Here is a 15,785-nt window from a genome sequence, read left to right as displayed (position 1 = left end):
TTGATTTGGAGCGCTTTATGTCTGATCCTGCTTTGGGGTGGAAGACGCCCCATCTTGGTATAGGGGTTCGTTTCTCACCTACATCGAATGGGGTGGTTGGGAAGCTGCGAGACTCCCGCGGGAATGGATTGACTGGCGAGACCCCGCAGAGCGAAGCTCGAGGAGACTTGCCGTCATCCCCGCAGGAAAGCGAGTAGCTTCCCAGCCACCCCTGACTCACAACATGGCAACGAAACCCGAAAACATCTCGAAACTGAGTCTTCCACAATCGGAAGCATATATTGAATATGAAAAGAAGCGCCCTGGGGGATGGACGCTTCTTTTTGATTTATTATTGATGATTAATGATTTAAGTTAAGAACGATTAAGCGTTCTTCTGTCATGTCATCGATGGTGTATTTCGGGCCTTCTTTGCCCCATCCACTATCTTTCACACCACCATAAGGCATGAGGTCGACACGATATTGGGAGGAATCGTTGACCATTAAGCCTCCGACTTCCACATTTTTTGCTGCATAAAAAGCGGTATCGATATTTTGTGTGAAGATACCACCTTGAAGGCCATACGGGGATTCATTCACTTCTTCAATACATGATGAAAGGTCAGAAAATGGAATGATACTCACAACGGGAGCGAATATTTCTTCACAGACGACTTTCATCTCAGGTTTCACATTTGTTAAAATCGTAGGGTGAAATAAAGCAGCCTCACGATTGCCGCCATGGATGACTTGGGCTCCTGCTTCCTTCGCCTCCTCCACCCATTGTTCGGCACGTTCGGCTTCTTCCTCGCTGATCATAGGACCGACATCGGTATTTGGATCGTTCGGATCGCCTACATTCAACTTTTCAATTGCCTGAATGAACTTGTCCTGGAATTCTTCACGTACATCTTCGTGTACATACAATCGTTGGACAGAAATACAAACCTGCCCGGCAAAGGCGTAACTTTTAGCGGCTACGTTTTCTGCAGCGGCGTCCAAGTCCGCTTCTTTATCGATAATGACTGGTGAGTTATTTCCGAGCTCCAGGACGAGTTTGTTCAGTCCTGTATTTTGTTTTAACTTCAACCCGACTTCTGCACTGCCTGTAAACGTGTACAGGTTGATTCGTTCATCCTTCATCATTTGATTCCCCACCGTGGATCCAGACCCAACAACCACATTAAGAAAACCTTTCGGGAGTCCTGCTTCTTCGAACAATCCGGCTAATTTCAGTGCAGAAATCGGGGTCTTACTTGCAGGCTTCAAGACCACCGCGTTCCCTGCCGCTATAGCGGGTGCGATTTTATGTGCGACAAGGTTAACAGGGAAATTGAACGGGCTGATAGCTCCGACAACTCCGACTGGGACCTTGATGGTAAAAGCCATACGGTTTTCAGACCCTGGTGCTGCCTCTACCGGAACACCTTCCCCATGAATCCGCTTCGCTTCTTCTGCGGCCAATTCAAAGGTCTGTGCTGCCCGATTCAATTCGGTTAACGCTTGTTTGATCGGCTTGCCAGCTTCCATCATAATAACTTTTGCCATGTCCTCTTGGTTTTCTTTCAATAGTTCACTCACACGTTTCAATATTTCAAAGCGTTCATAAGGAGACATGGCATGCTTCTTATAGGCATGCATCGCTGCTTCAATGGCTGCATCCACCTCTTTCTCAGACGCTCTAGCCACCTGTGCAAAGGTTTCCTGTGTGTATTTGTTCAATACGTCCAGTTGATCATTGGTGTCTATCCATTCTCCATTAATATAGAGCTTATAACGATCCATGAACCTCTCTCCTTTGAAATAGAATATGCGGCTTTTTCTATTTCCTTATACGGGGATATACCGCAAGGATGTTAAAAAACAAAAAAAGCCTGAATAGAGGAAACCCTCCATTCAGACTTTTCGGCACTTTATAGGAATAATCCTGCAATCGTTGCAGAAAGCATAGAACCTAGAGTCGCACCGATAAGAAGTTTCATACCGAAACCAGATACTCGTCCACCTTTTTCCGCATCAATACCTTGAACAGTACCAGCTATGATACCGATAGAGGAGAAGTTAGCGAAACTTGTAAGGAAGACCGTTACAATACCAACTGTTTTCTCAGATACACTGTCAAGCATGTTAGAGAATTCAAGCATCGCTACGAATTCGTTCGTTACGATTTTCGTACCCATGATAGCACCAGCATCGACGACTTCAGCAGCTGGAATACCCATCAGCAAACCGATTGGTGCAATGATATAACCAAGTAGCTCTTGAAGCGTAAATCCGTTGAATACAGCTCCGAACAACCAGTTCACAAGTTCAAGTGATGCAATAAAGGCAATTAGCATGGAAGCAACGATCAAAGCAATTTTACCACCATCAAGGGCACCATTACCCATGGCTTCAAAGAAACTTTTCGCATTGGAAACATCTTGTATATCAACTTTGTCATCTTCTTTAGAAACTTTAACCGGTGCGATGATGGATGAAACGATCAAGGCACTGAACATGTTTAATGGAAGAGCCACAAGGATATATTGACTTGGTAGCATACCAAGATACGCACCTACGATGGATGCAGATACAGATCCCATAGCAGAAGCACTGACAATATACAAACGGTTGTCATTCAAGTTATGGAACTGTGACTTTATGGCAATCAATGCTTCTGATTGACCGAAGAAAATACTGTTGACTGCGTTGAAGGATTCAACTTTCGGCAAACCGGTAATTTTCGAAAGTCCCCAACCAAGATATTTAATGATGAATGGCAAAATCTTTAGATATGTCAAAACAGAAAGAATGGTTGCAAAGAAAATGATGATCAATAGAACGTTGAAGAAAAACACACCGTTTTCCCCTACTTCTACGCCACCTAATACGAAATCAACACCTACAGTACCAAATTCAATTAACTTATTGAAACCAGCAGAAATCGCGTCAATAATGAGTTTTCCGATGGTCGTGTTGAACATGAACGCCGTGATCAGCAACTGAACGACAAGCATGACAGCTATACCTTTGTAGTTGATGTTCTTACGATCATTAGACATCAGAAAAGCGATTCCAAGAATAATCGCAACAGCCAGAATACCTAAAAGAATGCCCACAATAAGTCCTCCCCTAATTGTAAAATAAAGTATTTATGAAAATGCTTACATCAAGTAATTCCACTATGGATTTTATCAGGTTGTCAGACGTCATGCAAGGTTTATTTGTATGTAATAAATAACAAATCATGACATGCTAGTCTTCCTATGCTCTAATATGCCTTTATTTCTGAGGGTTTATCCTCTTTATTAGGACCTTAATAAAATTTTGTCATATGAGTATACACTTGTACACATAGAAAAAGAAACGCCAACCGGCGTTTCTTTTTCTATGACTTTTGCATTTTTCTCAATAAGAACAAAAAGTACGGGGCTCCAATAACAGCAGTGAAAATTCCTGCTGGGACTTCTGTGGGTGGAAACAAGCCACGGCCCAGATTGTCAGCGACCATTAAGAGTAGCGTTCCCGTAAGCGCTGAAACTGGCAGCAGATAGATTTGCTTGTTCCCTACCAATTGCCGGGCAATATGTGGAGCAATTAACCCGACAAATCCGAGTGTACCGACAACTGCTACGGAGGCACCTGCAAGAATCACCGCTATGATCAATAATAACAACCTTGCTTTTCTGACAGGTTCTCCGAGCCCTTCTGCGACATCGTCTCCAAGACTAAGTACATCAAGTTTTGGAGCCAGGAAAAATGTGATGGGAACAACAATCACAATCCAAGGCAGCAGCATCCACACATCTGTCCAATCTTTACCCCATAAACTACCCGTCAACCAGACGAGCGCTGCATTCGTTTCCAAGGGGAATTTTACCGTCAAAAGCTGTATTCCCGCCTGGCAAATCGCTCCTAAAGCAATACCCACAAGGGCAAGTGTCGCTGGCTGTACGCCCCTTTTAAAGGCGAAGATATAAAGGCCGGTTGTGACCAGACCCGCTCCTATGAACGCAGCAATCGGAAGGCCGATGACAGGCAAAGAAGGAAAGAGGATGATGACAGCGGCCGCTGCAAATCCAGCACCCTTTGTAATTCCAATGACATCAGGCGAAGCCAGTGGGTTACGGATAATTCCTTGTAATACTGCTCCAGATATCCCCAATCCAGTTCCTACCAACAAGCTCATAATAATTCGCGGCAATCGGAAATTCTCGATGATATAGCCACTTCCCCCTGCATCCACTCCAACAAAATAGTTAAATATGGAACCAGGCGGAATCCAAACAGCGCCGACACCTATCGAAAGAAAAGCTCCTAATATGACGAGTAGAGAAAGGGAAATAATAATCGTCATTGGATGCATCTTTTTCAAGCTCATGCTGCTCGTCCTCCCTTGCTAGCCAAATATAAGAAAAATGGGGCTCCGAGTAATGCCGTTACGATACCCACCGGAGATTCTGCAGGAAATGAAATAAACCTTGACAGCACATCAGAGATCGTTAATAATGCCGCACCAAAGACGGCTGACAGCGGAAGTACCAGTCGATAATCGGACCCCATGAGCTTTCGTACAATATTCGGTATGATCAAACCTATGAAACCGATTGGACCAGCAACGGCTACAGAAATACCGGCTAATAGAATGACTAAGATGGCCGATGATGCCCGGATCCATCCAATTTTCTGTCCCAATCCTCTCGCGACATCGTCACCTAACCCAAGAATCGTCAGTCCTTTGCTTAGAAATAATGCGCCGATGATGCCAGTCAGTGACCACGGGATCATTAACCGGACATCAGCCCAGTTACGACCATCGATGCCGCCGGCAAGCCAAAAAAGAACATCTTCGGTTGATGTTTCATGAAAAAGGACGATTCCTTCGATTAAAGAGGATAGAAACAGGTGGACAGTAATTCCTGCCAAAGCCAATTTTACTGGTGTCATACCGCCCCCTGTTGAAGAAAGAGAATAGACAATCGCCCCTCCGACAGCCGCACCTAAGAATGCGAAATATACGAGCGTTGAAGAACCAAGCCCAGGGAAAAGGACAACTCCGACGACAACCATTAACGAAGCCCCTGCATTGACACCAAACACTTGAGGTGAGGCTAAAGGGTTGTTGGTGATGGCCTGCATGATGCCCCCTGCAATTGCTAAACATGCACCGACAATGATTCCTACAAGAGCTCTAGGTAAACGGATGGTATGAATGATGGAGGCTGCTTTCCCTTCATCAGGGGAAAACAAAAGTTTCAATACATCAGCAAATGGAATGGCATAAGCACCAATACTTAAGCTCGCAATAAAACTCGCAATGAGGATCAAGATCCCTGACAAAAAAATAAAGGCCATTTTATATTTAATTACGGATGATTGCTGAGATAAATGCTGCACTTGAATTCTCCTATCTATATACTCTTTTCACCATATCACAAACGATAGGAAAGCGTCCCCTGGTAAAAAGGAAAGAGCGAAGGGCCCCCCCTCCGCTCTTTAAACAATTATTCCTCATATAAATAGTTGATAGCGTCCTCTAGTATTTTCTCAGATGAAATTAATCCTCGGAAACGGGACCACATATTACGATCCACTTCGTGAACTTCTCCATTTTCCACTGCTGAAATATCCTGATACAAATCATTGCTTTCCCATTCATCAACGACCGTTTGATCTCCAGCTACCATGTGGAACATCACATCTGGATTGAATTCAACAACCTGTTCCAAGTTGATTTTGTTGTAACGTTCGTCTCCACTCTGGATCGCGTTTTTCAAACCAATGGATTCCAAAAGGGAACCTGTGTAAGATTCCATGTTATGTGCAAAGTAACCACTATCCGCTACGACCGCAGGAAGGACTGTACGCTCCTCATCCTCGGGTACCTGAGCACGAAGTTCTTCCATTTTTGCCTTATGATCTTCTAGTACTTCCTCCCCTTTTTCTTCCATTCCCATCGCTTTTGATACAGTCTCAAAGCTTGAAATGATTCCTTCATAATCAGCGGCTAGAGAAGGAAGAATGATCGTCGGAGCAATGTCAGACAACTGATCATAAATATCTTTGTGTCTTTTCATGTCTGCAATAATCAAATCAGGTTGCAGGGAGCTGATCACTTCTAAGGAAGGCTGCTTCCTCGTACCTACAGAAGTATAATCACCGATTTTTTCACGGATTGGTTCGATGATGCGTTCTGAATCATCATCGTCTGCGATGCCGACAGGTGAAACGCCTAAAGAGGCAAGGTTGTCAACAAAGGAAAACTCCAGAGCAACGACTTTCTCAGGCTGGCCTGTAATCTCTGTTTCTCCCATTTCATGTTCAATGACGCGTGTATCTTCCGCTGTTTCACCGCTGTCAGCCTGTGGATCTTCTGAAGTTTGGTCTTCGGAAGATCCTCCACATGCACTTAAAACAAGTACAAGAACGAGCATAAATAACGAAACTATACTTTTCTTCATATGTAAAACCTCCATTGTTATTGATAATCATTATCAAACACTCTACTCATCATACTCAAATTTGGAATAATTGTAAAGGCCACAACAAAAGGACTGCCGCACCTTTCAAGTACGACAGCCCTCCCATTTATTGCGTAATAAACATTTGTGTCCAATAGTGACCGTAACTTCCACCTTGTGCATAACCCACGCCGATTTGTGTCAAATTTGGATCTAGAATGTTCTTTCTATGCCCCGGGCTGTTCATCCATCCATTGACCACTTCCTGTGGCGTTCGTTGACCGGCAGCGATGTTTTCTGCCGCACGATTGTAAGAAATATTGAAATCTCTCATCATATCAAATGGTGATCCGTAGGTAGGAGATGTGTGGGAAAAGTAATTTTTATTCGCCATATCTCTGGACTTGTACCTGGCCACACGTGATAACTGCCAGTTCGCCTTCAAAGCAGGAAGACCGTTTTTCGCTCTTTCTTGGTTCGTCAAGTCAATCACTTGGCTTTCGACTGATTTGATGTCCCCTTTCAAAGGAATCGTCACCCTGTCTCCTGGATAAATGAGATCAGGATTGTTGAACTGTGGGTTTGCATTGATGATTTCACTCAAACCAATTTTGTATTTTTTTGAGATCTTCCATAATGTATCCCCACTCTTAACTGTGTAAGTATCCGTTGCTGCATGGGTCATTTGAGGTGTTTGCACAAACAACACCGCAGCAAAAATAATAGCGCCTAACCACATCCATACTTTCAAGTGCTCTCACTCCTTTTTTTAGTGTCAGATGTAGTGTGGCTCTTTCTAATTAAATTATGTATGTAGAGGAAAAGTTTAGGAACTAAAAACGCACCCACCGGTGGTCAGTCGGTGGGTGCTATACCATAGGGGAGGTATAATCATTTTATGAATGAAACGAGCGGGCCACTTCAACCAATTGTTGTCGTGTCACACTCTGTTCATTACCTTCTTCAGACGCCACACTGGCGCGGTAAGTCATCAAATACGTTACTCCATCTTTTTCCCAGGTCAACTTTTTGGAAAAACGATTATCTTCATAAAATCCGTCTATGTTGTCGAGGATGGAAAGCTCTTCCGGATCGATCCACGGAGTATCGATTTCCTCTTGGGAAAATTGAATGGTCAACAGATCATTATCCGGCGTATAAAAACTCAAGTCCATCAACTCTGTACCTTCATCCTGATAAATGTCTGAAACGACACTTATCATCGGTACAGGGATATACTCAGGAAGATCTGGCTGAAACTCCAATTGTTCAACGGCCGAAGACACCTTCTCCATATTGTAAGAATGATATCCACTAGGGACCGCATGGGTTTTACTACTACAAGCACTGATCATAAACAACAAGAAAATTAAAACACCAAACCTTTTCCACACACTGCTTTCCCCCGTCATTTCTATGTTTCTAATATAGAGACGAGATGACTCCCAAAAAGGTTTCACATAGGAGGAAAAAATTTTAATTAATGATCCCGTGCTGGATAATTTCTACCTTCACCTTTGGTTCAATTGATATTTCTGGATATACTTCGCTCCAGTCTAACTCTTTCCAAACTTCCGGATGATAAGCTTTCACTCTTCTTCCAATCCCGAATACATCACTGTTCGCTTCCTGGACCTGACTGATAATGTCTACAGACTCATCAGTAAGTTTCTCGGACAGCTTTTTGCCTATTTCCTCAATCCTTCCTTTCACATATAAATGATCGGAAGGATATTCTACGATTTTCACTTTCATATCAAGATTAATGGTTACAGCAATTTCCCCGTCTTTATTTTCTATTTTCATCTTTCGATCATTTTCCGCTACACTCACCGTGATATAATCCAGGATTTCATCTTTCCCATGATCATCAATCTTTTCAGTCAGACGGGCGACCCTTCCCTTTTCCCCTTGCAACAGCATATATAGTGTCGTTTGTTCTGCTCCGATTTTTTCTCCTGTATAAGCTTTGTCATGGAACAACCCCATACCGCTGAAAGTGAGTAAATTTCCATCATCTTCTATTTTAAGTAACGGGATAGAAAAATCGATTCCCGGTTCCAATAATTCCGCACAGAGAAGTTGAAGGTTTTCACCAGTTGCATGAGTGGACGAAACCGCGGCCTCCAACAACCCGCTGATATAATTACTGATTCTTGTCGCCCCAGTATGATTCATACTTATAACATCCTGGGCCGTCCCTTCTTCTACTACTGCAAGGTAAGCATTCAAGTTACTTCTTGGATTGCGATACATGTCGTCAAGGATAGGGTAGATGTCTCGTTTCGCAAGGTCTTCTCCTAAAACAATCACTTTCACTTTAGCTGGATCGTATGATTCCGGTATCATTCGGTCAATCTTCCCCCTTGCTTGTAAAGGGGTGTTTGCTGAAGTTGATAATACTTGTAGACTTTCACTTCCCGGCCCTTCGGAAGCTCTACTAACAGAAGGGATGGAGACCGTTTGTATAATTTCTCCTTCTTCCCCTTGGTCAAAGCCCAAAGAAAGGACTAATTTGACATTTTTAAACTGTCTTTCATCCCAACACCCAGTAAGGAACAAGAGACTCACTATACCAGCTATTAAATATTTTTTCATGATGCCCCCGCCCCCTTATCTTTTTTCTTTCTCAAATAACTGACAGGAACCATAATCAGCGGAAGAGTGAGAGAAAAAATGTAACCAGAATAGGTAACCACCTTGTTGAAAGTTTCAATTCTTGAAATATCTAAACCAATATATATACTTATGGAAAATACGAAAATACCTACGACAACGATCCATTTGTTTTGCGAATGTCTTTTAAATAAATCGGAAAGACCTAAACTCGATAAATAAAGGTATGTAGCAAAAGATGTTGCCACATTGATGACCCAAATCGATATGAAAAACAAATCGATACGTGCAATGATCGGGAGTGAAAATGACTTCAACATATATAGCACTGGTTCAGGAACTAATGGAAGTTCACTCGTGCTGAAAAAGGTAAAGCTTGCAAAAACCGTCAACAAATAGAAAAGCGTAACAAACCAGTGGGCCATCACAATCGTTTTCAACTTTTGTTTATTTGTCCCTTCCACTTTAGAAAAGATAACAAGGGAAACGATAAAGCCAAAAAAAGAAAAAATGGCTTTGTTAATTCCAGCAAATATTTTCCCCCAACCTGTTTCTAACATAGGAAACAAGTACATGATATGTGTTTCCTTTGTTGAAAAGATAATGAGGAACAGTAAAAAAATCAGTAGGAAAGAGAGCATCGTATATAACCGGCCAAGTACAAGCAGCCCGCCACCAACCATGTACATACAAACCGTAACCATTAAAAGAGCCATAACCCACAATGGAGTGTTCGGTAAGACCCATATACTGATCATCCGGGAAAACAATAAAATGATTAACGTTCCTACTCCGATAAAATAAAAAATATATAAGATGGTAAGCGGCCTTCCTATCCATTTCGTAAACATTTTATCGTTCATAGTAAACAACGTATCATGCGGGAAGTTCTTTGCAACAAACCAGATCCCTACAAGAAGGACTTGAATCGCTACTGCTCCTAATAACAGAGATATCCAACTATCCTGCTTGGCTACACTATGAAGTTCATATGGAACAGAAAGCACACCGACACCGATTTGAGTTTGAACGATGATAAAGAAAAACTGCCTTTGCGACAGCTTTTGTTCATTTTGTTGTGTCATCTGTTGAGGAGGGTTGGTCATTTCCCCCGCTTCCTTGCTTTGATTGGTTCTGTTCATCACGGTTCTTCCACTCCCTTGAAGGGTCCAAAGCTATAGGTTTAACTGCATGAGCATCCTTTGGTCTAAGCTTCATCATATACATGGGCAAACGGACAAACGTATCTTTCAAATCAACCAGACTCAACGGAGCAAGTGGAGCAAAGTAAGGGACACCAAAAGATTGGAGCCGGGTTAAATGAATGATGATAAACAACATTCCAAATACGATCCCTATAAAACCGATCGTACCTGCGAGTAGGATTAGTGGAAAAGTCAACAACCGAAGAGCTGTACTCAATTCATTGGAAGGGACGACAAAGGATGCAATGGCGGTCAAAGCCACAACGATGACCATCAAATTGGAAACAAGCCCTGCGCGGACTACGGCGTCACCAATGACGAGACCTCCCACGATCCCTATTGTCTGCCCGATTGGCGCCGGGAGACGAATCCCCGCTTCTCTAATCAGTTCAATGATGATAACCATCACAAGAGCCTCCAGTATCGGAGGATAGGCAATCTCATTGATCGATGCTTTAACAGGAATAACCAGTTCATCCGGAATGACCTCAAAATGAAAGCTGACCACAGCAATATAAAAAGCAGGTAATGTGACAGCTATGATAAAACTGAATAAACGAATCAGTCGTACAAACGTCCCTGTGAACCAGCGCATGTTATAGTCATCCGGAGCCTGATAAAACATAAAAAAAGTCGCTGGTGCAATGAGAGTGGTAGGACTTCCTTCCGCCATGATGGCTACTCTTCCTTCCACCAGGTTCGCTGCTACTCTATCAGGACGCTCGGTATTCAACATCTGAGGAAAAGGTGAGTTCGACTTATCTTCTATAAATTCTTCGATATGCCCTGGACTGTGAATCATATCCGAATCAAGGGAATGTAACCTTGTTTCAATCTCTTGGACAATCACAGGATCAGCAATTCCATCCATGTAAACAACAGCTACATTCGTGTTCGTTTTCTTACCTAATTTAAAATACTTTATTGTTAAGTCCCTATGCTCCACTCTTTTTCGGACAAGATTAATGTTTGTCATCATGTTTTCGACAAATCCATCGTGAGCCCCGCGGACTACTCTCTCGTTTTGTGGTTCCTCTGGCGTCCTTCCAAATGAAGAAGTCACACTGAACTGTGAAATTTCTTTTTTTCCTTCTTCCATATAAATGGCATGTCCACGTAAAAGTGTACGAACAACTTCTTCTAAGTCCTTCGTCTGTTTTGCATTAGGAAGATGGAAAACGTCTTCTGTGTGTCCCATTTCGATGGGTGCAAAAATTTTCTCGTGGATTTTTTCGTGTTCAGCTAAGGATTCAAAATATAAAAGAGCCGCATCACCTTTTTTCAATACGCGGATCTTCAAATCATTAGATTGATGAAAAGCATCTAAAATATATTTCACGTTTTCTGACAGTTTCTTTGAGCTCGGTCTTTCTTTCTCATTTGAAGGTTCAGACATATGACGGTCTGCTAATTTGTCACGGTTATTCCTGAAGAATCGCGTAAAGATTCCCATATTTGCATCACCTAACCTTAATTTGCCACGGATAAAAAGGAATATACCAACCAAATCCTATTCCTCCCCTAAAATCCCTCTTCCTCTAATGCTCCCTATTCATGAAGACTCATTTTCGAGATGTTTCCGGGCTTCGTTTGCCAAAATGGGAGTCCGGGGTGGTTGGGAAGCAACTCGCTTTCCTGTGGGGATGACGGCAAGCCTCCTCGAGCTTCGCTCTGCGGGGTCTCGCCAGCCAATCCATTCCCACGGGAGTCTCGCAGCTTCCCAACCACCCCATTCAATGCATGGAGAAACGAACCCCTCTCTCATGATGGGACGTCTTACTCCCCAATCAGAAACTGGTAAAAAGCGCTTACATCAAGCTTTCACCGTCGAAATGACCAAGGGGAATTTTAAATTATCTACTTCGTTTGGGCATACAAGCAGAGATTCTGAGAAGTGGTTTCGAGAGACTACACATGGTAAAGGGGCGGAGGGGAATGGCGAGACTCCTGCGGGAAAAAAGTGCATGGTGAGACCCCGCAGGACGCAGGCCGAGGAGGCTCACCGCGCTCCCGCGGAAAGCGAGCCATTCCCCGCAGCCCCCATCCACTCGACAAAAGTCTCGAAACTGAGTCTTACTCAATCCTGCCAGTTTCTTTAATAACATAGAAAAAATCCTATGGCTGATAGCCATAGGATTTGGTGGGGTTAGTGTCCTGGGAAAAAGACCATTTGTAATATGAAAATAACCGCGAACATATACAACATCCAGTGCACTTCTTTTCCTTTACCCGTTACGAGCTTCAATAAAGGGTATGTGATAAAGCCGAAAGAAATCCCTGTTGCAATACTGGATGTGAGTGGCATGGAAAGGATAATGATGAAGGCTGGGAAAGCATCATCGAAACTACCCCAGTTCACCTTTGCAAGACCACCCATCATAAAGCAACCGACAATGATCAATACAGGAGCTGTAATAGCTGGTAAGCCGGAAACCGCTCCAACGACAGGTGCAAAAAACATGGATAGAATAAACAATAGCGCAACGACCATTGTGGTTAAGCCTGTCCGCCCTCCAGCTGCTACCCCTGAAGAAGATTCAATGTAAGCGGATGAAGGACTCGTTCCGAACATAGCACCGACAGTTGTTGCTGATGCATCGGCCATTAAAGCGGCCCGTGCTCTCGGCAGGCTTCCATCTTTGCGGATAAAACCTGCTTGTTCTGCCACACCGATCATCGTTCCTGTTGTGTCAAAAATTGTGACAAGAAGGAAAGCGAAAATAACCGTATAAAGACCATTACTGAATACCGCTCCAAGATCCATGTCCCAGAAAACAGGAGCCGGCGGGGCATCGATGAAGCCATCAAGCTGAAGCTGGCCTGTGAAAAAGCCAATGATGCCTGTTACAAACATGCCGATAAACAATCCTCCCGTCACGTTTCTCGCAATGAGGACCAACGTGAAGAAGAGTCCGAATACAGTTAATAATGGACCTTTTGCCGTCAAGTCACCAAGCGTAACCAGCGTCTCTTCACTAGGCACGATGATTCCTGACATTCTTAACCCCAGAAAGGCTATAAATAAACCAATTCCTGATGTGATTCCATATTTCAAGGAAGGAGGAATCGCTGTAATCAACGTTTTACGTAAGCTTGTCAGACTAAGGAGAACAAATAATATACCAGAAACAAAAACAGCTCCAAGAATAACGGAATAACTGACATCCTGTTGGACGACTTCTGTAACGAAATATGCGTTCAATCCCATACCAGGTGCAATAGCGATGGGGTAATTGGCGGCAAATGCCATAATCAACGTACCTACGACCGCTGCAATGATCGTCGCCATGAACACTTGGTCGAATGGCACCCCAGCGCTAGAAAGAATAGCCGGGTTAACGACAACGATATAGACCATTGTCAGAAAGGTCGTCACTCCTGCAAGCAGCTCTGTTTTAACATTTGTATGATTTTCATTTAACCGGAACCATTTGTTTAACATTTGGAAACACCAAACTTTCAATAAGAATTACAACGTGTATTATAATATTATTTTCACGAACAAAAATCAATAGATACAACAAAAATGTTCGTTTTTATTAATTTGACATTAAAAAACCGTCCGAGAAATCATTCCTCAGACGGTTTTTCACCTGCTCTCTTGACTCTATACCATTCCATCATTTCTTCCGTATCCTTTTTCTCAAGGTAGTAGCAGGAGGCGAGCGACCTGCCTCCTCCCGAAGTCAACATGACCTCTATGCTTGAGAGGTGCGCCCTTTTTTGAAAATACGTCTGTTTTTCATAAGACGCCTGAATGCGGTACTTTTTCATCAAGTACGTCTGTTTGATAATTCCTCTTGATCGTAAGGTCAGCTGGTCTCCAAGAATATTCCAACCTGCATCATGGAAAGCAAGCCAGCCGAGTACGGCTAAGAAGCACCCCGCCACAATGGATAAAAGACCATAAGGGAAAAAGAAAATGCTGATGGGTATCGACGCTAAAAAGCCGAACCATGAATGACGCAGAATGTAACGGAATAACGATCGCTTGGGTGGTTGGTGGAAATCATCCACAACATCATAATCAGGAAGTACCTTTTTCAAAATCTCCCCCACTTCTGCCTTTTTGATCATTGGCAGCAGGCGTAACTGATGCTCATCATTTTTCAACACCGAGCCCCCTGCACTGATCAACGTGACGGAAGCGTATCCTAATGGCTGCCGAATTAAGTTTTCTTCCATCCGAATGCCCTGAATCCGATTCAATGGTATGGTCATCTGCTTTTTCTCCAACCATCCACGGGTGATGATTAAATCGTCTTCATCAATAAAAACAGAAAAGTTCGCATACCTTAGAATCGTCATCACTATGGATATCCCATAAGCCACTAATAATATGACAAGAGCGGTAAAGGCGATGACCAGCACACCTATTTGAATCCAATCAAGGATTTCATTGTAGATCGTTCCTACAGGTAAAAGGTCCATGAATTGGGAGAAGAAGACAGCTACCCCGGAGATGACTACTCCCGCTCCTCCAGATGTGATGGCCATCATCACGATTTCCTTCATTGACATGGCATAGACCTTTTCACGCTTCGGTTCTTGCATCTCAGCTTGGACTTCTTCAGTATCCCAAGTTTCGTCATCCTGTCTCCCGTTTCTTCGTTTCTTTTCCTGGAAAATGGCTTCCTCCAAGGAATCTGCTTCTTCTCTTCGGATCGCTGTCAGTTCAGCCTCTGCTTTTTCATTCCCTGTTGATCCAGCCGTCTCAACCGAAACCTTTACGAGATTCAAAGGACGGTGAAAAATACCCTCCGAGAAATCAAGACTCTGGATTCGATCGATAGGGATATACCTCTTTTTACGGAAAATAAGCCCATATTCAATTCTCAGCTCTCTCTCTTCCATACGGTATGTAAAGCGCAGCCAACGAATGATCCCTGCCCCCAAAACAAGGAGCAGGACACCGATCCATATGAGCAGTGGGATCCAATCCACTTCTCCACTGAATATGTTTCCATTTAAGACGAGCACAATGATCAATGGCAAAGCCGCATCTTTCAACGTCTTCACGAAGTTGATGATAGCTGAAATCGGGTGAAGTCTTTTTGGTTCAAACATCATCTTCCGCCACCCTTGCTAAGGAAGAGATGGACTGACGTAGACGCTCGGCTTCCTGCTCATCCAATGCCGGGATTTTATGTACCGTCGCAGCCGTAGAAATGCTGATGGTGGATAAACGGAATTTCCTGAGTAATGGCCCTTGTTCTGTATCGACGTGTTGAACTCTGACCATAGGTACCAGCGTTCGTGTCACGATAAATAATCCGTACTGCAAGTCGATCTCTGTTTCAGTGACATCATACCTCCACCTTTTCCACCGTAAACTTGGCACGAGCCAGACAAATGAAAGCACTTCTAGCAAAGCGATGCCGAGCCCAATCAAGACAATCCACCATGGCCAATCCCATAGGAAAACGGTGACGGTTAGACCGATCGTCAACAAAAGTATGATTCCTACTTGGATCCATCCGTAAATGCGCCACAACGTCAGCGCACGCTGTGATATTCTCTGTGTCGGTTGCTGTTCCATT

At 43.4% G+C, this 15,785-nt stretch carries 14 protein-coding genes; 1 reads left to right on the top strand and 13 read right to left on the bottom strand.

The genetic code is table 11. The annotated features are described in order from the left end of the window. Positions 1-197 (top strand): hypothetical protein (locus DYE48_RS21295; protein ID WP_208639669.1); only part of this gene is annotated, 197 nt, incomplete at its 5' end. Between the two features lie 144 nt (positions 198-341). Here DYE48_RS21295 and DYE48_RS17725 read toward each other — a convergent pair. From DYE48_RS17725 to DYE48_RS17665, 13 genes are all read right to left on the bottom strand, one after another. Then, positions 342-1,766, bottom strand: coding sequence for an aldehyde dehydrogenase family protein (locus DYE48_RS17725; RefSeq protein ID WP_115824752.1), 1,425 nt, complete (start codon positions 1,764-1,766; stop codon positions 342-344). Positions 1,767-1,894: 128 nt separating this feature from the next. Next, a complete protein-coding gene (locus tag DYE48_RS17720; RefSeq protein WP_115824751.1) occupies positions 1,895-3,082 on the bottom strand; it encodes a NupC/NupG family nucleoside CNT transporter in 1,188 nt (395 codons plus the stop codon). A 269-nt stretch (positions 3,083-3,351) separates the two neighbouring features. Continuing rightward, the gene (locus DYE48_RS17715) at positions 3,352-4,344 is read right to left on the bottom strand and encodes a FecCD family ABC transporter permease (protein ID WP_115824750.1); all 993 of its coding nucleotides are present in this window, start codon (positions 4,342-4,344) and stop codon (positions 3,352-3,354) included. Continuing rightward, complete coding sequence (locus DYE48_RS17710) at positions 4,341-5,318, bottom strand: FecCD family ABC transporter permease (protein WP_115824756.1); 978 nt, start codon at positions 5,316-5,318, stop codon at positions 4,341-4,343. The genes DYE48_RS17715 and DYE48_RS17710 overlap by 4 nt, the downstream gene beginning before the upstream one ends. 149 nt (positions 5,319-5,467) lie before the next feature. Continuing rightward, complete coding sequence (locus DYE48_RS17705) at positions 5,468-6,424, bottom strand: ABC transporter substrate-binding protein (protein WP_115824749.1); 957 nt, start codon at positions 6,422-6,424, stop codon at positions 5,468-5,470. A 127-nt stretch (positions 6,425-6,551) separates the two neighbouring features. Further along, the gene (safA, locus tag DYE48_RS17700; protein WP_115824755.1) at positions 6,552-7,163 is read right to left on the bottom strand and encodes a SafA/ExsA family spore coat assembly protein; all 612 of its coding nucleotides are present in this window, start codon (positions 7,161-7,163) and stop codon (positions 6,552-6,554) included. A gap of 157 nt (positions 7,164-7,320) precedes the next feature. Beyond that, positions 7,321-7,818 carry a hypothetical protein gene (locus DYE48_RS17695; RefSeq protein ID WP_147299295.1) on the bottom strand — a complete coding sequence of 166 codons (498 nt, stop codon included), beginning with the start codon at positions 7,816-7,818 and terminating at the stop codon, positions 7,321-7,323. 82 nt (positions 7,819-7,900) lie between these two features. Then, a complete protein-coding gene (locus tag DYE48_RS17690) occupies positions 7,901-9,022 on the bottom strand; it encodes a Ger(x)C family spore germination protein (RefSeq protein ID WP_115824747.1) in 1,122 nt (373 codons plus the stop codon). Beyond that, positions 9,019-10,182, bottom strand: coding sequence for a GerAB/ArcD/ProY family transporter (locus DYE48_RS17685; RefSeq protein ID WP_115824746.1), 1,164 nt, complete (start codon positions 10,180-10,182; stop codon positions 9,019-9,021). Before DYE48_RS17685 ends, DYE48_RS17690 begins: the two co-directional genes overlap by 4 nt. Further along, positions 10,109-11,698, bottom strand: a complete 1,590-nt coding sequence (locus DYE48_RS17680) for a spore germination protein (protein ID WP_115824754.1) — start codon at positions 11,696-11,698, stop codon at positions 10,109-10,111. The genes DYE48_RS17685 and DYE48_RS17680 overlap by 74 nt, the downstream gene beginning before the upstream one ends. A gap of 693 nt (positions 11,699-12,391) precedes the next feature. Continuing rightward, a complete protein-coding gene (locus tag DYE48_RS17675) occupies positions 12,392-13,687 on the bottom strand; it encodes an NCS2 family permease (protein WP_089653088.1) in 1,296 nt (431 codons plus the stop codon). A gap of 128 nt (positions 13,688-13,815) precedes the next feature. Next, positions 13,816-15,312 carry a PH domain-containing protein gene (locus DYE48_RS17670; RefSeq protein ID WP_244199467.1) on the bottom strand — a complete coding sequence of 499 codons (1,497 nt, stop codon included), beginning with the start codon at positions 15,310-15,312 and terminating at the stop codon, positions 13,816-13,818. Then, a complete protein-coding gene (locus tag DYE48_RS17665; protein WP_089653085.1) occupies positions 15,305-15,784 on the bottom strand; it encodes a PH domain-containing protein in 480 nt (159 codons plus the stop codon). Before DYE48_RS17665 ends, DYE48_RS17670 begins: the two co-directional genes overlap by 8 nt. Position 15,785: the final 1 nt, after the last annotated feature.

Origin of the sequence: Halobacillus trueperi, assembly GCF_003386945.1 — a bacterium.
In the GTDB taxonomy this organism is placed as follows: domain Bacteria; phylum Bacillota; class Bacilli; order Bacillales; family Halobacillaceae; genus Halobacillus; species Halobacillus aidingensis.
Note: the sequence above shows the minus strand (reverse complement) of the source record. Positions and strands in the feature narration are given on the sequence as shown.